This window comes from Halosolutus sp. YCN4 (assembly GCF_059736495.1).
In genome coordinates this window covers 622,576-643,596 of the sequence record NZ_JCASSM010000001.1, presented here as the reverse complement: position 1 = coordinate 643,596, position 21,021 = coordinate 622,576, and the positions used below count along the sequence as shown (strand labels likewise).

Genomic DNA, 21,021 nt, shown 5'->3' with positions numbered 1-21,021 from the left:
TCTCACCGTAGGAGTATGACCGTCGAACACGACGCGGGCGCGGCGGTGCTCGCGGTGCGCTGTGACGCGCTCGCCGGCCCGTCCGGCGACGCACCCACGGCGGAGCGACTGGCCGACGTCCTCGCCGTGTTCGACCCCGATATCGTCGCCGTCGTCCGCGAGGGGATGGACGTCCGGACGGTCAGCCGACTGCGCCGGGCGTTCGACGGCCCGGTGCTCGATCCCGGCGGCGCCGCGTCGGTTCGATCGGCGACCGTCGGCGGCGTCACGATCGGGTTCGCGTCGCGACTCGCCGCGCTCTCGGACGCCGATCCGGACGGGGCCACTGCGACGGAGTCCGAGGTCCCCGCGGACGCCGACTACGTCGTCTGTGACGACGTCGAGACGCGGGCCGACGAGGTCGCCATGGAAGCCACCCTCGAGGGTCGCGACGCGATCGCCCGCTACCAGGCCCGATCGGCGACCGAGACGACGTTCCTCACCGGTTCGCTCCCGGCGAATTACGCGCACGTGTGGACGGCGACCGCCGACGGCCGGGACGTTCGACTCCCCGTTCGGGGGCTCGGGCCGATTCGGCGATCGGGCGCGCCGGAACTGGCCTGTCTCAGATGCGCCACGGACGGTGCCGTCTCGGTCTCGTCCGTCCCGGCGGATCGGTTCGGTCTGCGGGCTCTCGACGGGGTCGGGCCGACGACGGCGCGCCGCCTCCGCGATGAGGGGTTCGACTCCCGGACGGCCGTGGCCGACGCGTCGCCAGTAGAGTTGCGATCGGTCCGGGGCGTCGGCGACGCGACGGCGCGAACGATGCGGGCCAGTGCCCGCGCGCTCGCCGACGGACGGGTCGTTCGCCGCTCGTCGGAGCCCGTTCCGCCGGCGGAGCGAGAGCCGCTGTTTGTCGACATCGAGACCGACGGCCTCTCGCCGACGGTGATCCCGCTGATCGGCGTCTACGACCCGGACCGCGACGCGTACGTTGACTTCGTCGATACGGAGCCGTCCCGCGAGTATCCCGGCGCGGCGACGCGGGCGTTCCTCGAGTGGCTGGCCGCCGAGTACGATCGACCCGCGATCGCCGCCTGGAACGGGTACAAGTTCGACTACAAACACCTCGATCGGTTCGTGAGCCGCTACGCGCCGGCGTTCGCCGAGTTCTGGCGCGAGGACGTGCGCAGGTACGATCCGTACGACTGGGCCGTCCGGCAGGACCACGCGCACCTGCCCGGTCGAACGAACCGGCTCGAGGACGTCGCGAGGGCGATCGGGTGTGACCGCGGGGCCGCCGCCGGCGCGATCGACGGGGCGACGTTCGCCCGGCGACTCCGCCGATCGATCGAGTCGCCGGACCCGATCGCGATCGACTGGGAGGCGGTTAGACGGTACTGCGAGGGCGACGTGCGCGAACTGGCGGCGGTCTACGACGCGATCGTGGCCGCCGAGCCGGCGGCCGACGAGTCGATCGACTCGCCAAACGGCGACGAGTCGACACAGACCGGACTGGGTGACTTCTGACGATGGGCAACGAGAACTGGACTCGCGGACGGAACGAATCGACCGCTGACGACGGACTCGCGCTGACCGCCGAGGAGTTGCGGGAGACGTACCCCTCGCGGCGGTATCGTGGCCAGGTCGAGGAGCGGATCACGATCCCGGCGCGAGCGGCCAGTCACGTCCCGGCCGCGGAGGTGCTACCCCCGGACCTCGCCTCGCGGTTCGGGGCCGACCTCTGGAGCCACCAGGCCGAGGCGCTGGACGCGCTTGGGGACGGCGAGAACGTCTGCGTGGCGACCTCGACTTCGTCCGGGAAGACGTACGTGTACGCTCTCCAGATCGCGCGGCGCTACCTCGAGGATCCCGAGACGCGGGCGCTGATCGTCTACCCCACGAAGGCGCTCAGCCGGGACCAGGAACGCGAACTGAACGACCTGCTCCGGGGGACGCTCGACCTGGACGTCACGGTCGGCGTCTACGACGGCGACACGAGAAGCGACGAGAAGCGCCGCATTCGCGAGGAGGCGAACGCGGTCATCACTAACTTCGCGGGGCTGAACCAGTACCTCGAGGGTCATCACCGCTGGGCGACGTTCCACGCCAACTGCGACCTGATCGTGGTCGACGAGGCCCACTCGTGGACGGGACTCGGCGGGATGCACGCCGCGTGGATCCTCCGGCGCACCCGGCGGATCGTCGACTGGTACGGCGGCGACCCCCAGTACGTCCTGACCTCGGCGACGATCGGCAACCCCGCCGACCACGTCCGGGCACTCACGGGTGAACCGGCGACGGTGGTCGACGAGGACGGATCGCCGCGGGGCGAACGCGACCTCGTCTTCTGGGATCCGCCCGCGAAGAACGGGGGCGGAAGCGGGGCCACCGGCGGGACGGGCGGCAGTGGCGCAGGCGGACCGGCCGAGGAACCCGGCGGCTGGGAACCGCTCTCGAAACGGCCCGCGACCGTCGAGGCGCCGGAGGTGTGGGCCCACCTCTGCTACCACGACGTGCCCTCGTTGCTGTTCTGTGGCTCCCGGAAGGGGACCGAACTGGCCGTCGATCGGGCCGAGTCGTTCCTCGGGGACGCCGGCTTGCCCTACCAGGGAACCGCCGCGCTCGCGCCGTACAACGCCGGCCACGGCAAGCAGTCGCGGCGGGCGACCGAGAACCGCCTGAAAGACGGTCGTCTCGACGGGGTGGCGACGACGAGCGCGCTCGAGGTCGGGATCAACGTCGGAGGCGTCGACGGCACCGTCCTGCAGGGGTATCCCGGCTCCCGGCAGTCGTTCTGGCAGCGGATCGGTCGCTCCGGGCGCGACGAGCGCGACGCCCTCTCCGTGTTCGTCCCGAGTCACGCGACGCTCGATCGGTACATTCTGGACCATCCCGAGTACGTCCTCGAGGCGGATCACGAGAACGCCGTGGTTGACCTCGAGAACAATCCCGTCTACCGGCGACACGTCAACTGCGCCGCCCAGGAACTCCCGCTCACGGCGGCCGACGCCGATCGGTTCGGCGGGCGCGAGCGACTCGAACGCGCGGTCGAGTTCGGTCGGCGGCTGGGCGATCTGGAGGGATCGCTCGACGGCGGCGTCACCTACGCGCACCGCGACCGGCCCCAGGACGAGGTGAGCCTCTACGCCTCGGGCGGAAACACGTTCGAGATCCGCCTCGTCGGCGAGGGATCGATCGATCACGAACCGATCGGGCGCGACCGCGCCTACCGGGACTATCACGAGGGCGCGATCGTCCGGTTCCGGGGCGACCAGTACGAGGTCGTCGCGCTCCGTGAAGATCGGCCACAGCCGGTCGTCGAACTCGAACGGGTGGACGTGGACTACTACACCCAGTCGCAGGGCCAGGTCCGGATCTACGACACCGAGGTCCGCGAGTCCCGCGCGGTCGGCCCGTTTCGGCTCAACTACGGCTACGGGACGGTGACGGTCCACTACAGCACGTTCATGCGCCGGGAGATCGACTCGGGTGATGTCCGCGCCGTCGGACTCGAGACCGGCGTCCCGCCGCTTGAGATGCGTACGCAACTGTGCTGGGCCGAAGTTCCCGACGACGTCGAACGCGCGGTCCGGACCGCCCACAGCGACTACCACAACGACGAGTGCGAGGAGATCCCGCCGCGACTGCACGGCTACCTCGGCGGGATCCACGCGATCGAGCACGCGATGATCGCCGTCGCGCCGCTCGAGTTGAACGTCGACGCGGCCGACCTGGGCGGTCTCGCGACCAACCGGCTCCCGGACGCGTCGGACACGAGCGGCTGGTTCATCTACGACGCGATCGAGGGCGGCGTCGGCTTCGCCCGGAGTATCTACGACGAGTACGAGGCCGTCGCCCGCCGCGCTCGCGAGTTGATAGTCGACTGCCCCTGCGGGCGCGACGAGGGCTGTCCGGCGTGCCTAATGAGCGATCGCTGTGGCAACGACAACCGGCCGCTGTACGCACCCGCCGCGACGGACGTGATCGACGCGCTGCTGGACGAACGCGACGCCGCAACGATCGGGTCGGGGTCGGCGTGGTCGGCGGTCTCCGGGTCGTCCGACCCGGACGTGGACGATTCCGGAGCCGACGACTCCGAAACGGAGCGGCGTCGACCGCCGGCTTCGATCTCCTAGTCCGCTGTTTCCGTGTCTTCGTCGTCTCTATCGGCGGCCAGTTCCTCCGGATCGACCTCGCCCGCGAGGAACCGATCGCCCAGGTCGGTGACCTCGTACATCCCGGCCATGCGTTTGGTCAACAGCCCGTGTTTGGCGAGTTCGCGACACCGGACGGCGACTTCCGGGCCCCGCAGGGGGACCTCTTCGGCGACGTGGTCGGGGGCGAAGACGTCCTCCGACTGTAGCAGTTCGAGTATCTGATCGTCCCCGTAGTTCATCCACTCGACTTCGTCCTCCATGTGGGTGCCATTCGTGCGTAGAACCGTGTGTGTATCGACTCGAGGCGGCTTCGACGAATCGAACGGGCTGGCCACGATCCCGTTCGGTGAGGAGGCGCCGTCGCCCGATCGGGTGCGATCGCGGGGGTAACGCTCGTTCCCCGACGTGCGGAAGACGGCGGGTATGGATCCGAAACGACCGGACGTGCGGATGGACGAGAAACCGGACGAGGAGGGTCGCATCACGCGCGTTTCCGCCGACGAGGCGGATCGATCGCTGGTCGGTCGGCTGATCGCGTTCCTGAAACGGTAACCCGGGGGTACCGTCAGCGACAGCGATCGCCCGGACTACGCCCCGTCGAGAAGGCCGAGATCCTCGGCGGCCAGATCGGCGATCCGATCCGCGACGTCGGGATCGACACGCGCGACCTCGTCCCCGTCGTGGAGCTGCTCGTTGTGGCGATCGACCGCGTCGGCGACCGTCGCGAGCGGGACGCGGGACGTCGTCTCACACTCGGGACAGTGGATGGGCACTGCTGGCTCGCTGTCGTCGGAGTCGGCTGGCGGGGTCATCGGTCGACCCTCTCGCGTCGATCCTCAAATTCTCACTGGTTCGGGCGATCGGTGCCGGTCGCCCGTGGAGGTCGAGCCGGCTTCAGCGATCGCACACCGGGACGAACGGCGGGTCTTCATCGACGCGTCGCGCCGTCACCGCCGCATCGCGAGGAGTCCCGCGACCGCCAGGGCGACGATCGCGACGACCGCGCCGAAGCCGGGGAGCCCGTCGCTACCGACGTCATCGGAGCCGTCGGTCTCGACGTCCGCGTCGTCGGTTCCGTTTTCATCGGCGTCGTCCGTCGACCCGTTCTCGTCGTTCTCGCCGTCCGAATCGTCACTGCCGTCGGCCGGATCGAACTCGGACGGATCGCGATCGAGCTGGAGGACGACCACGACCTGGCCGTGGGTGTCTTCGCTCTGGTAGGTCCACTCGCCGCCGACTTCCTCGTAGGGCTCGGCGGCCTCGATCGGATCGATGTCGCTGTCCCAGCCATCGCCGGCCGGTTGCTGCTGGATGTAGCCGACGACCTCGATGTCGTCGGCGTGGTCGCCCTCGATCTGGGCCTCGCCGTACTCGATCGTGGCGTTTTCGGGCTGGCCGTGCATCTCGATGCAGTGGGTGTCCATGTAGCCGTCGCCCTGCGGGAGGTCGCTGGTCCCGAACTGGTCGGCGTCGAGCGGCTGCTCGTAGCCGTCGGTCACCGGGTACTCGACGGTCATCGGATCGGCGTGGGGGTGCCACTCGAGTTCCTCGCCTGTCGGAATCGTCACGGTCGTGTTCGGGACGGTCTCGCCGGCGATCGGCTCGCCGGCCTCGTTGAGCAACGTCACGCAGATTTTCCCGGAGCCGTCTCCGAGGTAGGGGTCCCGGTACTCGTCGCGGGGGTTGACGTAGCTGATCCAGGTGTCGTCGTTCGCGACTGCCTCGAAGTATTCGTCACCCTCCTCGGGTGCGGGTTCGACGTACTCCTCCTCGGTGACGTTCTCCTGCATCGTCGCGGTCGTCTCGGCACCGACGATCGCGGTTCCCGAGACGACGCCCATGACGACGATCGCACCGAGCAGAACCGCGCCGAGAGCGGCGAGAGCGCGCCCGGCGGTCGGCCCGAAACGCGGCGAACACACCACGGTTACGCCTCCCCGCCCGTGGCATCACGGGGCGGCGCTCGCCGATCGTCGAGTCGGGTAGTCGATTCGGCCGAGATCGGGGGTAACCGTCTCGTGTCTGCGTCCGCGAGCGATTCGATTCGCGTCACCGCCGTCCGATCGTTCGGTGACGATGACTGTCGTGCGTGTGGACTGGTCATCTGGCCGAACGTCCGTGAGCACCGATATATACTATGAGCGGCGTACCGGACCGTAAAAACCATCTAACTGCCGAATACGGCACTTTAGTGGCACTCTATGTCTCGGTAGGGACCGCGGACTCGTGCGGCTTCGCCGTCGAACGCAAAACGGCGCCGAGACCGGTGTCCACCCGCTGACCACTCCGCGAAGATCGAGGTAGGGCTTGCTTTCACACGCCGAACCGACTTCCCCCGGCCGACCGTACCATCGGCAATGCCCCTTCTGACAGGTGGTGATGAGCGGCCGTCGTCGAACCGGGAGTCGACAGCACCCTCGATCCGGCGGCACCTTCGGGACGCCGCAGTGGTCGCCGGTCTCGCTGGCGTCGCGTACGTCGTGCTCCGGTACCTCGAATCCCGCGAAAACGGCCGCCCGCTCCCCGATGCGATCTCCGATCGCGTCGAGGAAACTGTTCCTGACGACGTCGAACTGGCGGACGGCGAACCGATCCAGATCGACGTTCCCGCCACCGGCGACGGCCCCGACGATGTGCCGTCGGAACCGGACGATTCGCAAGCGGACGAATCGGGTGCGGAATCGGACGACACACGGGCGGAGGATTCCGACGCGTCCGAAGACGCGGTCGTCGACGACGACGGGACGGCCGTCGACCTGACCGAGGACGAGCGATCGAGCGAGGAAATCGAGGGCCGATCCGCGTCCGACGTGGGGGAAGAGCCCGCGGAACCGGGGGAGATGACCGTCGACGAGGAGATTACCGACGAACTGGTCGACGGCCCCGAGGACGGGGAAACCGACGAATCGAACGACGCGTGATCGTAACAGCGAGCGAGAGCCCTCGACGATCCCGAGCGATCGTGCCGGGAACGTGGCCCTTATCCGCCGTTCGATCCTAGAGCCGTCGATGACCGACGGGGACGCCGCGGCCTTCACGCACCTCGGATCGACGGTTCGCGGGGCGCTCTCCGAACGCGGGTTTTCGACGCCGACCGCGCCACAGCGACTGGCGATTCCGCCGCTCGCCGCGGGCGAGAACACCCTCGTGATCGCGCCCACCGGGAGCGGCAAGACCGAGACGGCGATGCTGCCCGTCTTCGACCATCTCGTCGCAGGCGACGGCCCGCCCGAGGGGTTCGGCGCGCTTTACGTGACGCCGCTGCGGGCGCTCAACCGCGATATGCGGGAACGCCTCGAGTGGTGGGGCGAGTATCTCGACCTCGAGGTCGACGTCCGCCACGGCGACACGACCCAGTACCAGCGGGGCAAACAGGCCGAGGATCCGCCGGACGTCCTCGTGACGACGCCGGAGACCCTGCAGGCGATGCTCACCGGCGAGCGACTGCGCGAGGCCCTCCAGGACGTCTCCCACGTCGTGATCGACGAGGTCCACGAACTCGCGGCGTCGAAACGCGGGGCCCAGCTCTCGATCGGTCTCGAGCGCCTGCGCGACCTCGCCGGCGAGTTCCAGCGGATCGGCCTCTCGGCGACCGTCGGCGAGCCACGGGAGGTCGCGAACTTCCTCACCGGCGGGCGTGCGTGCGAGATTCGCGAGATCGACGTCGGGAGCAACGTCGACGTCACGGTTCGTCGGCCCGAGATCACCGAGGAGGACCAGACCCTGTCCGGGAAACTCGTGACGGACGCCTCGACGGCGAGCCACGTCCGCTTGATCCGGGACCTCGTGGCCGAGCACGAGTCGACCCTGATCTTCGTCAACACCCGCCAGACCGCCGAAGCGCTCGGGTCCCGGTTCACGGAACTCGACCTCCCGATCGGAGTCCACCACGGCTCGCTTTCCAAGGCGGCCCGGATCGACGTCGAGGACCGCTTCAAGGCGGGCGAACTCGACGGACTGCTCTGTACGTCCTCGATGGAACTGGGGATCGACGTCGGGCGCGTCGATCACGTGGTGCAGTACCAGAGTCCCCGACAGGTGACGCGCCTGCTCCAGCGGATCGGCCGTGCGGGCCACCGCCAGGACGCGGTCTCGAGCGGAACGATCGTCACCACCCGCCCCGACGATACGTTCGAGGCGGTCGCGATCGCCCGCCGCGCTCGCGCCGGCGAGGTCGAACCCGCGTCGATCCACGAGGGCAGCCTCGACGTCGTCGCGAACCAGTTGCCCGCGATCGTCCAGAGCCGCGGCGCGACGCACGTGCGCGAGGCCGTGGAGACGATCACCCGAGCGTATCCCTTCCGGGACGTTCCCGAGGAGACGATCCGCGAGATCTGCTCGGAACTGCACCGCAACCGGATCGTCTGGGTCGACGAGGACGCCGATCGGTTCGAGACCACCGGCGGGACCTGGCAGTACGTCTACGCGAACCTCTCGATGATCCCCGACGAGGAGACCTACGAGGTCCACGATATCGCCTCGAGCACCCAGATCGGGACCTTGGACGAGCGGTTCGTCGTCAACTTCGCCCAGCCTGGCGAGGTGTTCATCCAGCGCGGCGAGATGTGGCGGATCGCGGAGATCGACGACGACGAAGCCACGGTGAAGGTCAGCCCGATCGAGGATCCCGGCGGCGAGGTACCGTCCTGGATCGGTCAGGAGATCCCGGTCCCGGCCGCGGTCGCGGGTGAAGTCGGCGAGATCCGGGGTGTCGCGGAACCGCAGTTACGGGCCGGTGCCGACGCCGCGGCCGTCGGGCGTGAACTTTCGGGCCGGTACCCCGCCGACGAGTACACGATCACCGACGCCTGCGAGCAACTCGAGCGCCAGGTCGATGGCGACCTCGCGATGCCGACGGCGGATCGCCTCGTCCTCGAGCGACAGGGCCGATCGGTGGTCCTGAACGCCCCCTTCGGCCACAAGATCAACGAGACGCTCGGGCGGGTCCTCTCGGCGCTTCTCGGCCAGCGCGCCGGCAGTTCCGTCGGCCTCGAGATCGACCCCTACCGGATCGAACTCGAGGTGCCGACGTCGATCGCCACGAGCGACGTGCTCGAGGTGCTCGAGGACACCGACCCCGACCACGTCGAGACGATCGTCGAACTCGGGCTGAAGCGATCGGACGCGCTCGCCTTTCGCCTCGCCCAGGTCTCGGTGAAGTTCGGCGCGCTCAAACGCTGGCAGGGGTCGGGTCGCATGTCGAACGAGCGCCTGCTCGCGGCGCTGGAGGACACCCCGATGTACGCGGAGGCCGTCCGCGAGGTGTTCCACGAGGATCTGGACGTCGACGGCGCGCGGCGGGTGCTCCAGCGGCTCCAGTCCGGCGATCTGGAACTGGTCACCGAGCGCGGTCGAACCCCGATCGGCACGGGCGGCCGTTCCTCGGGCAAGGAACTGCTCGCGCCGGAGAACGCCGACGCGAGCGTCATCGAGACGGTCAAGGAGCGCCTGCAGAACGATCGGGTCATCCTGCTCTGTACGCACTGCACGGAGTGGAAGGCCCGGACGAAGGTCAAGCGCGTGGCCGACCAGCCGGAGTGTCCCGAGTGCGGTTCGACCCGGATCGCGTCGCTGAACCCGTGGGCAGACGAGGTGGTCCAGGCGGTTCGCGCCGAGGAGAAAGACGAGGAGCAAGAGCGGATGACCGAGCGCGCCTTCCGGGCCGCGAGCCTGGTCCAGAGCCACGGCAAGCAGGCGGTGATCGCGATGGCCGCCCGCGGCGTCGGCCCGCACAACGCCGCCCGGATCATCAGCAAACTCCGGGAGAACGAGGACGACTTCTACCGGGACATCCTCTCGCAGGAACGCGAGTACGCGCGGACCCAGTCGTTCTGGGACTGAACCGATCCCCTAATAAGCCTGTCTCGAATTCCCGCGTTCGAGCACTGTACCAGCACGCTTACGCGGACGGCGATCCGACGATCACGTGCGGTTCCACGTATTCACCTCTTCCGTACCGTTCACCCTCTTTCGGGCCACCGCGGCCCGTTTCGTCACGTCACTCCCCTTCGGCGCTGTCGCTATCGGTATCGATGCGTCGTGACGGATCGGTGATGGGGCGCCCGCTGGCCCGATCCGAGCACCGTAACGGCCATACGATTCCTCGTCGTCGTTTTGGACATGAACTTCGCGCCGGGGGCCTGGAAGTACGCCAGCGTCCCTCTGCTCGCCGCACCCTTCGCGCTGTTCATCAGCGCGACTGCCGGTCTCGTGACGGCCGCGATCGGTGCCGCCACGCTCGCGTTCTTCCGCGACCCCGATCGGACCCCGCCGCCGACGGGCGTCGTCGCACCCTGCGACGGGAACGTCTCGGTCCTCCGTGAGGAGGACGGCCGGGTTCGACTGGGCATCTTCATGAACGTCTGGCACGTCCACGTCGTCCGGGCGCCGTTCGACGGAACCGTGGCCGACGTCGAACACGTCTCGGGCGCGAACAAGCCGGCGTTCTCGAAGGAATCCGATCGGAACGAGCGGGTCCACGTTCGCGTGGCGACCGAGGCCGGCGCGCTCGACGACGGCGAACCTACAGCGGAGTCCGAGTCGCCGGCGGGGGCGATCCCGCCGCACGACGCAACGGTCACGCTCATCGCGGGCGCGTTCGCCCGGCGCATCCATCCCTACGTCGAGGCCGAGGAGCAACTCGATCGAGGGCAGCGAATCGGCCACATCGCGTTCGGCAGCCGCGTCGACGTGCTGTTCCCGCCGTCGGTGGAACTCGAGGACGTCGCGGTGGACGTCGGCGACTCGATGACTGCCGGCGAGTCGGTAATTCTCGAGTCGCCGACCGTTTCGGGCATCGAACTCGACCTCGACGCTGAAGACGATCGGGCGGACGACAGTTCCGAAGGGAGCGAAGCCGCGTAAAGTACCTCGGGGGCAGTCCCCGAGGCTTCACCGTTTTGTCCGTGTCGCCCAGAAACGGGCGGACGGCCGCAGGCGAATTTACTTCCCCTCGACCTTCTTCTGTCGGGGTCGGTTGGAATTAACGCCCGAACACCCGCGTTGTGTCCGTGAGGGTCGGTCGCTCCACCACGACCCGACGACTCCCGTCTTACCGCCAGTGGAAGGTTTTGAGAAGAACCGCACTTCCAAACCTCCGAACGACCGCTTCGTATTGAGGTCTTCAATATTCCTCGCGGTCGTTATATTTCGCTATGTCACGTAATTTGACGAATTCTTTGACGGATTTACCCCTGGGTCAAGTGGTTCGAGACGCCTTCGGCGTCTCGTCATCACGGAAGATCGAAGACCTTCCGAACGACCCCGAGGAACTCGCCCTGCTCAGCCTGTAGAAGTGCCGGTGACGGCGTTCTGTAGCGCCACAGCGATGCCGTTTCTGTGCAGATAGGACGCCGCTCTGGGCCCGCCGGTGAACGAACAACGCGAGCCCTTTTGCGCCACAGAACGTCTCGAGCGATCGGCCCGGCAGGAAGAGTAGCTCAGATTCCGTAGAACGCGGGACATGCGACTCTGTTGAAATCCTCGGAGAGTGATAAATTCGGACCACTGTGCTGAATAGAGAGGGTATTCAGCAAATGGACACAACCAGGCCAACCTTGTATCTCTGTGTCACGTTTTTTGACTTATCAATCACTGATAGCTGCTACTCTGCATAACTACCATCTCTCCGAGACGGAAGTATTATTGTGTTATTATTATCGATGATTTCGACGAAAATCGATTATTAGAGGTCTTCGGGACGGAATTCAGGCGTGATTATCAAATTTGTGTAACTGCAGGTCTCGTGTCGAACCGGCACGGCGTCTTGATAGCTGTCATCGTTATACCATCCGTTCGCAGCTTCGATCGACGGGAATTCCACGACGAATGTCCCGGTGGGGTCCCACTCACCTTCTATCACGTCCGGACGAAACGAACCCACGAGGACCTCGCCATTGTGTGCATCGATGGTCTCTGCGGCGATCGGAAGATATTCTTCCGTAAATCGGTCTAGGTTAGTTACTTTATCAACAGCGATTACGTATCCCTGTCTGTCTGAGCTGGTGGCCATTGATTTTCCCCGTTTACTCTGTGTGACGCAATCGCATAGAGTCATCTCATGAAAAATCTGCAACGGTTGAACAGAAGTGTGACGTGCCACGAGACGACCAGTCGATGAACGATTTGCGCTCTGTATTCAGCACCCTGTTCCTAGCAAGATTGAAGCATTTCAACAGAGCCGGATATGCGGGAGTACGTCGGCGGGAAAACGCCGTCTTCGCGCGAGACTACGCGCGTCCCGTCTCTTCTCGCGCGTCCTCGAGGTGACGGCGCTCGATCACCACCTCGTCGGCCTTCTCGTTGGCCGCTTCGGGGTCGTATGCGGTCGCGACCTCGCGGATCGCGTTCATCGAGGCGGTCCTGACGAGCGCCTCGAGGTCGGCCCCCGTGTAGCCCTCGAGTTCGGCGGCTAGCCAGTCGAGTTCGACGTCGTCGGCGAGGGGCTTCCCGCGGGTGTGGACCTCGAGGATCTTCTCGCGGGCCTCGCGATCGGGTTCGCCGACGAGCACGTGGGTGTCGAGGCGACCGGGCCGCAAGAGGGCGGGATCGATCTGGTCCTTGCGATTCGTCGCGGCCAGCACGACGAGGTTCGGGTTCTCCCGCATCCCGTCCAGTTCCGTCAGCAGCTGCGAGACGACGCGCTCGGTCACCTCGTGACCCTCGCCGCGGGCGGCCGTGATGGCGTCGATCTCGTCGAAGAAGACGATCGACGGCGCGGCCTGTCTGGCGCGTTCGAACACCTTCCGAATGGCCTTCTCGCTCTCGCCGACGTACCGATCGACGATCTCCGGGCCGTCGACGCGAACGAAGTTGACGTCCGTCTCGCCGGCGAGTGCGCGCGCGAGCAACGTCTTGCCGGTCCCGGGCGGGCCGTACAGGAGGACGCCAGAGGGCGGATCGGTGTTGGTCTCCTCGAAGAGTCGATCGTAGGTCAGCGGCCACTCGACCGACTCCTGGAGGGTCGCCTTGGCGTCCTCGAGTCCGCCGACGTCGGAGAAGTCGGTCGTCGGCGACTCCGCGACGTACTCGCGCATCGCGGAGGGTTCGACCGACGCGAGCGCGCTGTCGAAGTGCGCTTTCGTGACCGTCGGATCGCGGTCCCACGCCTCGCGTTCGTCCGCGTCGGTCGGCCGGGACCGGATCGCGGCCATCGCGGCCTCGCTGGCGACCGCGTCCAGGTCCGCACCGACGAATCCGTGGGTCCGCCTCGCGATCCCGTCGATGCTGACGTCCTCCGCCAGCGGCATCCCGCGGGTGTGGACCTCGAGGATCTCCTTCCGGCCGGCCTCGTCGGGGACGCCGATCTGGATCTCGCGATCGAACCGGCCGCCCCGGCGGAGCGCGGTATCGATCGCGTCGACGCGGTTCGTCGCGCCGATGACGATCACCTCGCCGCGGGGATCGAGCCCGTCCATCAGGGTCAGCAGTTGTCCGACGATCCGGTTCTCGGCGTCGCCGTCGTCGTCGCGGGTCCCCGCGATCGAATCGATTTCGTCGAAGAAGACGATCGACGGCGCGTTCTCGTGGGCCCGCTCGAACGTCTCCCGGAGCTGTTCTTCGGACTCGCCCTTGTACTTCGACATGATCTCCGGCCCCGAGATCGTCTCGAAGTAGGCGTCGACCTCGTTGGCGACGGCGCGCGCGATCAACGTCTTGCCGGTCCCGGGCGGGCCGTACAGCAGGACGCCCGAGGGTGGCTCGACGCCCAGCCGCTGGAATAGTTCCGGCTCCGACAGCGGGAGTTCGATCATCTCCCGGACGAGTTCCAGTTCCTCGTCCAGTCCGCCGATGTCCTCGTAAGTCGGTCCCGACGCAGGCGTTCGATCGGCGCTCGTCTCCGACGCCGTCCGCCCGCTCGACTGGTCGGCGGAGTCGCCGTCGCTCGAAGCTGAACCCGACGCCGAGTCCGTCGCCGAGTCGACGCCGACGACGCGCACCGTCGTCGCACTCGTGATCCGGACGTCGCCGGTGGGCGTCGTGTCGACGACTCTGAACGGCCCCTGTCCGACGCCGTCGACGCGGATCTGTTCGCCGGCTCGAACCGGGCGGTTCCGGAGGTGTTTCGACGCCTCGCGTTCCGCGACCTTCCGCTGGCCCTCGGGAAGCGATGGGGGTGGTGACAGCGTCACGCGATCGGCCTCGCGGATAGCCGACTGTTCTGCCGCGCGGACGGTGACGGTGTCTCCGACGTGAACGCCCGCGTTCGCGCGCGTATCGGCGTCGATCTGGACGACGTTCTCGGGCACGGACGAGTCCGCCGGCCACATCTTGGCGACCGTTCGTTGCTCCCCCTCGATGACGATCGTATCGCCGCTCAACACGCCCAGCTGCCGTCGCACGAGTTCCGGGATGCGGGCGACTCCACGGCCGGCGTCCCGTTTCTCGGCCGCACGGACCGAGAGCGTCACGCCGTCCGAGTCCGACTGACTCATATGGGCGTTATTGCCGCCCTGTCGCCTTGAGAATTGTCCTGCCCCGCCGGCTCGGAGCGTATGCTGCTCGCTCGAGAACTGAACGCGGAACGCGAAACGCGAAAGCGACGAGCAGTAGCTCGTCGCCTGTCAATCGGTGTGAGCCCTTTCCGCTGGACGATCCGGGTAGCGTGGTCACCGTTCGGTGGATGGGTCGGCGTAGAGGCGAAGGGCGGTGGTGGCGTGGCCCCTCGCGCAGTCACACTGCAGTGTGCGTTCTTCCTTTCTACGTCGCCGGCAATGAATGTTTGCGTGTTTTACAGTAGCTGTACGACCGTCGCAACCGTCGCGCCGGCCCGATCGTGCCACGTCCGGCCCGCACGGAGTTCCGGGCGGCCGGCGGCCGGTGCCGGAGAAACGCCTTTGGGTGTCCGTGTGGACGCGCCCGTATGGTGGTCCAGACCGAACGCGACGACGCCACCTGGTACGAGTGTGAAACCTGTGGCCTGCTGTTCGACGACCGGTCGGACGCGGCCGAACACGAGTCCCACTGCGACGGGTCCGATCCGTCGTACATCCAGTAAGTCAGTCGATTCGATCGCGGTGGTCGGCGGCGAGTTCCCGCGCCCGATCGAGGGTGTGCGTTTCGGTCCAACGGACCCGCTCGCCGTCGCCGTAGGCCAGCGCCGTCTTGAGTTCGTCGCGCAACACCCCGTGGCCGATCGACTGCACCGAGCCACTGCCGTCGCCGAGTTCGTAGACGCCGGGCCGATCGGGCGCGCTCGCGACGGTCTCCCGATCGAGGTCGCGCCACGGTTTCTGGAGCGGCATCGGTTCAGTTCGCGTCCCCGTCGGCCGTCAATGCGACGAGTTCGTACGCGTGCTCGCTCATCTCGTCCTCGGCGAAGACGAAGACTCGCCCGTCGACGGCCGACAGGTCCGCCTCGACGCGGATCGAATAGGCCTCGGTCGCGACCGTGACACCCGGGAACAGTTCCTCCTCGTCCTCGCGTTCGAGCATCACTCGGCCGACCCCCGTCGACTCGAGGATGTTGTCGTGGGTGTTCCGATCGTTCACGTAGGTCATGACGCCCTCAACGCCGTCGGGATCGGTGACGAGGACGTGGACCTCCTTGCCGGGTGGCGTCGTGATCGCCCCCTCGACGGGTTCGGGCGGCCCGTGGTAGAAGACCTCCCGTCCGTCGAGATACTGGACGACGACGCCGCCCTCGACGAGGTCGACGCCGATCGTACTGGGTGCGACGTTGTTGCGCGCGCTCATACGCCGTCGTTCGATCGGATCGGGGAAAAGGAACCCGTTTCGGCGCGTCCAACCGGACGCCACCGGCCAGATACGCGGCGACCGTCAGCCGTAAATACGCGCCCTGAGTCGTTCCGATATGGACGGCCGCGCCGTCGCCCCCGCAGCCGGAACGGTCCTCAACGCGCTCGCGACCGGCACCGGTTCTGCGTTCGCGATCGACCTCGAGACGACAGCCACGGTCGACCTCACCGACACCGGTGCGGTCGCCGGCGAAATCGCCGATCGGCCCGCGGCAGACGCGACGCTCATCGAGCGCTGTGCCGCGCTGACGATCGCCGAGTACGCCGACGCCGCAGGCGTCGACCCCGCCGTGACGGGCGCACGGGTTCGAACGGACAGCGAAGTGCCGATGGCGTCCGGCCTGAAGAGTTCCAGCGCCGCGGCCAACGCGACCGTGCTCGCGACGCTCGACGCGCTCGGCGTCGCCGACGACGTCGATCGCGTAGCGGCCTGCAAACTCGGCGTCCGGGCGGCCCGCGAGGCCGGCGTGACGGTGACCGGCGCGTTCGACGACGCCAGCGCGAGCATGCTCGGCGGCGTCACGGTCACCGACAACACGAGCGACGAACTGCTCGCTCGCGAGCCGATCGACTGGCACGCGCTCGTCTACACGCCCCCGGAGCAGTCGTTCAGCGCCGACGCCGACGTCGCCGCCTGCGAACGGATCGCCCCGATGGCCGACCTGGTCGCGGAACTCGCGCTCGACGGCCGGTTCGGCGAGGCGATGACCGTCAACGGCTTCGCCTTCTGTGGGGCGCTCGGGTTCTCGACGGGGCCGATGATCGACGCCCTCCCCGACGTCGCGGGCGTTTCGCTGTCGGGGACCGGTCCGAGTTACGTCGCAGTCGGCGATCGATCGACGCTCGAGACCGTCGCCGATCGCTGGGACGACCGGGACGGAACGACACGATTACTTCGCACTCGAACCGACGGAACGAGAACGACATGACTGACCCACAACCGAACGGAACCGGCGACTCGGATCGCACCCCTGAGGAAATGAGCCTCGACGAACTCCGCGAGGAGATCCAGACGATCGATCGCGAGATCGTCGAACTGATCGCCCAGCGCACCTACGTGGCGGATACGATCGCGCAGGTCAAAGACGAGCGCGATCTCCCGACGACGGACGAACAGCAGGAACAGCAGGTGATGGACCGTGCCGGACGGAACGCCGAACAGTTCGACGTCGACGCGAACCTCGTAAAAGCGATCTTCCGGCTGTTGATCGAACTGAACAAGGTAGAACAAAGACAAAACCGGTAAATCGCAAGACGGAGCGGTGATGGTGGTTCTTGCAGAAAGTCCTTTAAATAGGGTATAAGTCAGCGAAGCAGAACCCCAACAGAATCGCGCGTTCAAATACCGAGCTTGAACACGCCTTCTCGATACTCCGACTCGACGTCATCATAGTACATGTGCACATAGCGATGGAATGCCGACCGACTGTGATCAAGTTCCCCGCCCATGGTGTCACCACGAAGATACTGTACCTTCGGTTCCGCCATCCCAGCCTTTGCCCGAAACCAGGTAGACATCCAGTGGCGTGACCAGTGCGGTGTAATTGACCGGAACTCCTCTTCTGCATCGAACTCGTACTCGGGCCACCAGTGCTTCCGCCACACGTGACCAAGACTCGACTTCTTCATCTGCTTCCCCTTCTGCGTCAAAAACAGCCACGGAGTATCGTTGTCTGGCCGAATCAATAACCAGTCAATAAGCACGCGACGCGTCTCATCGTCCAAGGGAATGACCGTAGGGCGCTCACGCTTGTTCCCATCCCTAGAATCTTCAGGCGGAATGTACACCGCATTCGCGACATCATCCAACTGGTCGTGCGTTCCCATCGCCTCGTAGTGACTCAACACGTCAGGATTTGTAATGTGGATATCTTCCATCCGAATGTTCGCCAGCTCAGAGGAGCGAATCCCAGATTTTAGTTGGAAGACAGTAACTGCGCGCTCCCCGACGTGCTTGATGCTCTTCACCAATTCACTCAGCTCTTCAAGTTCAACTTTCGGATGATCGTTCGGGCTTTCGTTTTCCAGAGCATCCTCGCGCTTCGATTTGACACGGAGGAACGGATTGTAGCTCGTCGGATGTGGGAACCTCGGATTCTGCTGCATCCACTCATACACCTTCTTCACATGGTTGATCTTCTTCCGCACTTGCGTGCCCTTCATCCGGGGCAGACAGGCATCAACGAACGCTTCAATTTGACGCTCAGTCGGCAGTGTCGGGTGGCGATCGTACTGGCTCATATGCTGCGTCCAGTCCCGAAACGACACTTGGTAGTGACCTTTCGTTTTCTCCTTGATGCCCTGGTTGTCGATAAACTCGCTGTAGTAGTACTCAAACCAATCCACGTCAATAGCCTTCATCTGCGGATTGAGTTCCGCAAGCGGGTCGCCCTCGAGGCCAAACTCTTCAGCAACTGCGTCTTCTGGGTTTTGCATTAATTCTCCTCCTGTGTTTGTGGAACGTTCTTCCGGTCGAACAACCGCGTTTGCCAAATGTCGTGCACCGCACCACGCAGCAGCACAGCCATCACGACCGGATTGTACCGGTGTGGATAATCGGCGTGGAACTGCATCCACCGATACCAGCGGAAAAGCGGACGGAACCGGGCATCATGCACTGTCTTCAGTTTCTCCAGGTCGTCTCTCTGCTCCGCCAGGTGCTCTTCGATGTCCTGCGGGTCGGCGAGCGCCGGGTGCACGTCGTGTTCGTCGCAATAACTCTGCCATTCACGGTACGCTTTGCCGTACACGTACCGTCTCGTGTGCGCGCTCAAACCCGCCAATTCTTCTGCATCATACTCATTCCAGGCACCTTCAGAGGTCACTTCGGATGTGTGGTTTTCGAGGTAGTACCGTGCTGGCACGTCCTCAATCGTTTTGAAAACACCCAGAAACGCGAGTGCATCCTGTTCAACAATCGATCCATCGTGGTATCCGGAGTCGTAGTCGTAGTTCGTTTCAATCATCGTGTATACATTCTTCCTTGTTCATCAATCTCGATCTTGTCACCCTCCACGTCGTCCAAAATCCGCGTCACGCGGGAATTGGCGGTGTTAACAACGTGCTGTACGATGTCTTCGTATTCTGCACCGGGATTCTCGTCGATGTAATCAATAACTTCTTCTCGTTCGCTTCTGTGAACTTGCCCTTCTAATTCCTCGATGCGGTCGCGTGCGCGCTGAAGTTCTCTGCGGAGGTCGTTCCGTCGCCTCCGGAGGTCGTCGCGTGACTCGGTGGGCTCCACGTCTCGGTTGAACTTTTTCTGGCCAGCGCGCACCATGGATTTGATCCAGTCGCTTGTTGACATTCCCATCTCCTCGGCCTGTTCGACCCAGTCCTCGTATTCTTCGTCGGGAATGTACGTCGCGACTTGTTCACTCATCGATAGATTTTGAAGGTTACGTGGCGGGCTTGATCAGCACGGCACCGTTGAGAATAGACGGTACAACGGCATCGACATCGTGCGCGATGCCGAGCCGGCGAAGATCGTCAGCAGTCAAGTAGATAGCCACACCCCGCCGCTCGCCGTTCGGGTCGCTTGCAATGGTTGCAGGCTCTCTGTCAGACTCCCTGTGGACTTCGTCATCGTGACCGTTGGAGTCTTGTTCGGGTGCGTGCGTGGGCGTGGTCGGTGTGTCGGTACTCATTCGTAGTCGATACCTCCGTGGGCGCGGGGGCGGCGAGAGCGGTAGATAGTCATCTATGGTTGTTACTCGTTGTACTGCGTATTCGGAAACAACCGTCACAACGGACGTAACCGTCGCTTCCGAGCAGCCTCTGCAACCTCGTTGGTTGCTCCACTTCTCCAAAAACAACCAATTATATTAAAACTATGGACTAGGATTGTACAATCACAACTACTTCACAACTGATTCAGAGAGCTGGGCTACTCGGCTTGCTCAAGCAGGTCGTCCAGCCACTCGATAGTCTTCCTCGCTACGAATTCGGCATCTCCCTGCCCGGTGTACTCTGCTTGCTCTTCGAGTAGTTCGAGCTTCTCGAGGACGTTCTCGATCTCGGACGCGGGCACCGTCCCGCTAGTCGGCGAGTGCGATTCCGACACAGCCGCTTCCCGTAATTCGTCCATCCCACTGTCTGTTGTGGCTACACCGGCCTGACGAAGCCGCTCACGAACTGCGTTCTTCACACTCTCTGACGACTCTTCTTCAAGATCTCCCACACGAAGCTTCGCCCAGTTCTCAGGGTCTCGATCTTCAATATCGTTAAAAATTTGCCGGACATACTCGTAGCTTGCATCTAAGGCTTCAGCGATGTCCTTCTTTGCTGCACTATCGCTAACAACGTGGTGTGCAGCGATAATCAGCTCTTTTTTCGGCGTCTCTTCGATGATGTCTTTCGCAGTAAGTGGTTCTGTGCTCATGGTTTGGCCATCCTCGTCTTCTTGCTCTTCAAGTCGTTCCTCAAGCTCATCACGTAGGCCGTAATCAATTGCTTCTACCCATGTTTCTCGCGGGATTTCACCCGACTCCAGTTCGTCCAACAGTCTAGTGACGTACTGTTGGCTGGCACCGGAAATCGCTTCAATAACGTCTCGGTCTGGATCGCGGTCGGCAGCCAACCAACTGTTAATGATTAGTTCCTGTTTTGAGTAGGAACTGAGGGGGTCGGCAGGCTCAGTCGATACTCCCTCGACACGCTCGACTTCCTCACCATCAGTACCGTAGGCGATGATGTCACTCGTTGGTTTTAGCCCATCAATTCCACGGTGCTCCCCTTTAGTAGATTCAGTGATGTGCTCTCGAATATCTTGGAGGGACTGACGTGTCTGGTCACAGTACGGACATTGCCACTCCTGTATATCGCTGTTTTCTGACGCGGCAGTTAGAGGGTTGTTGCTCATGGTCTCTCCGGTGCAACACCCAGGGTGTGACGCCCGTCTTTGCTCCTCCAGGCGTTGCTTATGAACAACTTTAGTTGCAACACTTATAATAGTTGCCCTCAGTTGTCCCAACTCGAATCTCTTCATCTTCTCTCGACCGGCTGGATTCCTTGCTCACGCGACGGAAGAACTGTTTAGAATACGACGTTCACATCAGACTGTGTCCAGCTGTATACACTTCTATCGGTGCATTATCTAAGTTGCCCACAGTAAACGTACGGGTGTC

At 64.7% G+C, this 21,021-nt stretch carries 21 protein-coding genes; 9 read left to right on the top strand and 12 right to left on the bottom strand.

Annotated features, from left to right (window positions below; genetic code table 11):
* Nucleotides 1-15 precede the first annotated feature (15 nt).
* Nucleotides 16-1,509, top strand: coding sequence for a ribonuclease H-like domain-containing protein (locus tag AC6I6X_RS03270; protein ID WP_497929066.1), 1,494 nt, complete (start codon nt 16-18; stop codon nt 1,507-1,509).
* Between the two features lie 2 nt (nt 1,510-1,511).
* The gene (locus AC6I6X_RS03265; protein WP_497929064.1) at nt 1,512-4,118 is read left to right on the top strand and encodes a DEAD/DEAH box helicase; all 2,607 of its coding nucleotides are present in this window, start codon (nt 1,512-1,514) and stop codon (nt 4,116-4,118) included.
* On the opposite strand, the gene AC6I6X_RS03260 is transcribed toward AC6I6X_RS03265, so the two are convergent.
* Nucleotides 4,115-4,399: a winged helix-turn-helix domain-containing protein gene (locus AC6I6X_RS03260; protein WP_497929063.1), complete on the bottom strand. Its 285-nt coding sequence runs from the start codon at nt 4,397-4,399 to the stop codon at nt 4,115-4,117. The genes AC6I6X_RS03265 and AC6I6X_RS03260 overlap by 4 nt on opposite strands.
* Before the next feature lie 163 nt (nt 4,400-4,562).
* On the opposite strand from AC6I6X_RS03260, the gene AC6I6X_RS03255 reads away from it, so the two are divergent.
* Complete coding sequence (locus AC6I6X_RS03255; RefSeq protein WP_497929062.1) at nt 4,563-4,691, top strand: hypothetical protein; 129 nt, start codon at nt 4,563-4,565, stop codon at nt 4,689-4,691.
* A 35-nt stretch (nt 4,692-4,726) separates the two neighbouring features.
* On the opposite strand, the gene AC6I6X_RS03250 is transcribed toward AC6I6X_RS03255, so the two are convergent.
* Nucleotides 4,727-4,951, bottom strand: coding sequence for a DUF8149 family protein (locus tag AC6I6X_RS03250; RefSeq protein WP_497929061.1), 225 nt, complete (start codon nt 4,949-4,951; stop codon nt 4,727-4,729).
* Nucleotides 4,952-5,086: 135 nt separating this feature from the next.
* Nucleotides 5,087-5,980 carry a PGF-CTERM sorting domain-containing protein gene (locus AC6I6X_RS03245; protein ID WP_497929641.1) on the bottom strand — a complete coding sequence of 298 codons (894 nt, stop codon included), beginning with the start codon at nt 5,978-5,980 and terminating at the stop codon, nt 5,087-5,089.
* A 516-nt stretch (nt 5,981-6,496) separates the two neighbouring features.
* Here AC6I6X_RS03245 and AC6I6X_RS03240 point away from each other — a divergent pair.
* The 3 genes from AC6I6X_RS03240 (at nt 6,497) to AC6I6X_RS03230 (ending at nt 11,003) form a co-directional block, all read left to right on the top strand.
* Nucleotides 6,497-7,060 carry a hypothetical protein gene (locus AC6I6X_RS03240; RefSeq protein WP_497929060.1) on the top strand — a complete coding sequence of 188 codons (564 nt, stop codon included), beginning with the start codon at nt 6,497-6,499 and terminating at the stop codon, nt 7,058-7,060.
* Between the two features lie 88 nt (nt 7,061-7,148).
* Nucleotides 7,149-9,980 (top strand): DEAD/DEAH box helicase, encoded by a 2,832-nt coding sequence (locus AC6I6X_RS03235; protein ID WP_497929059.1) that lies wholly within the window; start codon nt 7,149-7,151, stop codon nt 9,978-9,980.
* A 279-nt stretch (nt 9,981-10,259) separates the two neighbouring features.
* A complete protein-coding gene (locus AC6I6X_RS03230) occupies nt 10,260-11,003 on the top strand; it encodes a protein sorting system archaetidylserine decarboxylase (protein ID WP_497929058.1) in 744 nt (247 codons plus the stop codon).
* 820 nt (nt 11,004-11,823) lie between these two features.
* Here the strand turns inward: AC6I6X_RS03230 and AC6I6X_RS03225 are convergent.
* Both AC6I6X_RS03225 and AC6I6X_RS03220 read right to left on the bottom strand, forming a co-directional pair.
* Nucleotides 11,824-12,150: a DUF1330 domain-containing protein gene (locus tag AC6I6X_RS03225; protein WP_497929057.1), complete on the bottom strand. Its 327-nt coding sequence runs from the start codon at nt 12,148-12,150 to the stop codon at nt 11,824-11,826.
* Between the two features lie 217 nt (nt 12,151-12,367).
* Nucleotides 12,368-14,572, bottom strand: coding sequence for an AAA family ATPase (locus tag AC6I6X_RS03220; protein WP_497929056.1), 2,205 nt, complete (start codon nt 14,570-14,572; stop codon nt 12,368-12,370).
* 428 nt (nt 14,573-15,000) lie between these two features.
* Between AC6I6X_RS03220 and AC6I6X_RS03215 the strand changes: the two genes are divergently transcribed.
* Entirely contained in the window at nt 15,001-15,135 is a 135-nt protein-coding gene (locus AC6I6X_RS03215) for a DUF7128 family protein (RefSeq protein ID WP_497929055.1), read from the top strand.
* 1 nt (nt 15,136) lies between these two features.
* Here AC6I6X_RS03215 and AC6I6X_RS03210 read toward each other — a convergent pair whose 3' ends face one another.
* Together AC6I6X_RS03210 and AC6I6X_RS03205 are read right to left on the bottom strand one after the other, a co-directional pair.
* The gene (locus AC6I6X_RS03210) at nt 15,137-15,382 is read right to left on the bottom strand and encodes a DUF7508 domain-containing protein (RefSeq protein WP_497929054.1); all 246 of its coding nucleotides are present in this window, start codon (nt 15,380-15,382) and stop codon (nt 15,137-15,139) included.
* A 4-nt stretch (nt 15,383-15,386) separates the two neighbouring features.
* A complete protein-coding gene (locus tag AC6I6X_RS03205; protein WP_497929053.1) occupies nt 15,387-15,833 on the bottom strand; it encodes a DUF5796 family protein in 447 nt (148 codons plus the stop codon).
* A gap of 118 nt (nt 15,834-15,951) precedes the next feature.
* On the opposite strand from AC6I6X_RS03205, the gene AC6I6X_RS03200 reads away from it, so the two are divergent.
* On the top strand, nt 15,952-16,824 hold the full coding sequence (locus AC6I6X_RS03200; protein WP_497929052.1) for a shikimate kinase: 873 nt from the start codon (nt 15,952-15,954) through the stop codon (nt 16,822-16,824).
* The gene (locus AC6I6X_RS03195) at nt 16,821-17,141 is read left to right on the top strand and encodes a chorismate mutase (protein WP_497929051.1); all 321 of its coding nucleotides are present in this window, start codon (nt 16,821-16,823) and stop codon (nt 17,139-17,141) included. The genes AC6I6X_RS03200 and AC6I6X_RS03195 overlap by 4 nt, the downstream gene beginning before the upstream one ends.
* A 92-nt stretch (nt 17,142-17,233) precedes the next feature.
* Here the strand turns inward: AC6I6X_RS03195 and AC6I6X_RS03190 are convergent, their stop codons facing one another.
* The 5 genes from AC6I6X_RS03190 to AC6I6X_RS03170 form a co-directional block, all read right to left on the bottom strand.
* Nucleotides 17,234-18,331, bottom strand: coding sequence for a tyrosine-type recombinase/integrase (locus AC6I6X_RS03190; RefSeq protein ID WP_497929050.1), 1,098 nt, complete (start codon nt 18,329-18,331; stop codon nt 17,234-17,236).
* Nucleotides 18,331-18,861 carry a hypothetical protein gene (locus AC6I6X_RS03185; RefSeq protein WP_497929049.1) on the bottom strand — a complete coding sequence of 177 codons (531 nt, stop codon included), beginning with the start codon at nt 18,859-18,861 and terminating at the stop codon, nt 18,331-18,333. Before AC6I6X_RS03185 ends, AC6I6X_RS03190 begins: the two co-directional genes overlap by 1 nt.
* Nucleotides 18,858-19,277 (bottom strand): hypothetical protein, encoded by a 420-nt coding sequence (locus tag AC6I6X_RS03180; protein WP_497929048.1) that lies wholly within the window; start codon nt 19,275-19,277, stop codon nt 18,858-18,860. The genes AC6I6X_RS03185 and AC6I6X_RS03180 overlap by 4 nt, the downstream gene beginning before the upstream one ends.
* A 16-nt stretch (nt 19,278-19,293) precedes the next feature.
* Nucleotides 19,294-19,542: a hypothetical protein gene (locus AC6I6X_RS03175; protein WP_497929047.1), complete on the bottom strand. Its 249-nt coding sequence runs from the start codon at nt 19,540-19,542 to the stop codon at nt 19,294-19,296.
* A 239-nt stretch (nt 19,543-19,781) separates the two neighbouring features.
* Nucleotides 19,782-20,756: a hypothetical protein gene (locus AC6I6X_RS03170; protein ID WP_497929046.1), complete on the bottom strand. Its 975-nt coding sequence runs from the start codon at nt 20,754-20,756 to the stop codon at nt 19,782-19,784.
* Between the last annotated feature and the right edge of the window lie 265 nt (nt 20,757-21,021).

Bases quoted from the DNA above. Each gene is read 5' to 3' on its own strand.
- AC6I6X_RS03270 (WP_497929066.1), top strand. From the start codon at position 16: ATGACCGTCGAACACGACGCGGGCGCGGCGGTGCTCGCGGTGCGCTGT.
- AC6I6X_RS03265 (WP_497929064.1), top strand. From the start codon at position 1,512: ATGGGCAACGAGAACTGGACTCGCGGACGGAACGAATCGACCGCTGAC.
- AC6I6X_RS03260 (WP_497929063.1), bottom strand. From the start codon at position 4,399: ATGGAGGACGAAGTCGAGTGGATGAACTACGGGGACGATCAGATACTC.
- AC6I6X_RS03255 (WP_497929062.1), top strand. From the start codon at position 4,563: ATGGATCCGAAACGACCGGACGTGCGGATGGACGAGAAACCGGACGAG.
- AC6I6X_RS03250 (WP_497929061.1), bottom strand. From the start codon at position 4,951: ATGACCCCGCCAGCCGACTCCGACGACAGCGAGCCAGCAGTGCCCATC.
- AC6I6X_RS03245 (WP_497929641.1), bottom strand. From the start codon at position 5,980: ATGGGCGTCGTCTCGGGAACCGCGATCGTCGGTGCCGAGACGACCGCG.
- AC6I6X_RS03240 (WP_497929060.1), top strand. From the start codon at position 6,497: ATGCCCCTTCTGACAGGTGGTGATGAGCGGCCGTCGTCGAACCGGGAG.
- AC6I6X_RS03235 (WP_497929059.1), top strand. From the start codon at position 7,149: ATGACCGACGGGGACGCCGCGGCCTTCACGCACCTCGGATCGACGGTT.
- AC6I6X_RS03230 (WP_497929058.1), top strand. From the start codon at position 10,260: ATGAACTTCGCGCCGGGGGCCTGGAAGTACGCCAGCGTCCCTCTGCTC.
- AC6I6X_RS03225 (WP_497929057.1), bottom strand. From the start codon at position 12,150: ATGGCCACCAGCTCAGACAGACAGGGATACGTAATCGCTGTTGATAAA.
- AC6I6X_RS03220 (WP_497929056.1), bottom strand. From the start codon at position 14,572: ATGAGTCAGTCGGACTCGGACGGCGTGACGCTCTCGGTCCGTGCGGCC.
- AC6I6X_RS03215 (WP_497929055.1), top strand. From the start codon at position 15,001: ATGGTGGTCCAGACCGAACGCGACGACGCCACCTGGTACGAGTGTGAA.
- AC6I6X_RS03210 (WP_497929054.1), bottom strand. From the start codon at position 15,382: ATGCCGCTCCAGAAACCGTGGCGCGACCTCGATCGGGAGACCGTCGCG.
- AC6I6X_RS03205 (WP_497929053.1), bottom strand. From the start codon at position 15,833: ATGAGCGCGCGCAACAACGTCGCACCCAGTACGATCGGCGTCGACCTC.
- AC6I6X_RS03200 (WP_497929052.1), top strand. From the start codon at position 15,952: ATGGACGGCCGCGCCGTCGCCCCCGCAGCCGGAACGGTCCTCAACGCG.
- AC6I6X_RS03195 (WP_497929051.1), top strand. From the start codon at position 16,821: ATGACTGACCCACAACCGAACGGAACCGGCGACTCGGATCGCACCCCT.
- AC6I6X_RS03190 (WP_497929050.1), bottom strand. From the start codon at position 18,331: ATGCAAAACCCAGAAGACGCAGTTGCTGAAGAGTTTGGCCTCGAGGGC.
- AC6I6X_RS03185 (WP_497929049.1), bottom strand. From the start codon at position 18,861: ATGATTGAAACGAACTACGACTACGACTCCGGATACCACGATGGATCG.
- AC6I6X_RS03180 (WP_497929048.1), bottom strand. From the start codon at position 19,277: ATGAGTGAACAAGTCGCGACGTACATTCCCGACGAAGAATACGAGGAC.
- AC6I6X_RS03175 (WP_497929047.1), bottom strand. From the start codon at position 19,542: ATGAGTACCGACACACCGACCACGCCCACGCACGCACCCGAACAAGAC.
- AC6I6X_RS03170 (WP_497929046.1), bottom strand. From the start codon at position 20,756: ATGAGCAACAACCCTCTAACTGCCGCGTCAGAAAACAGCGATATACAG.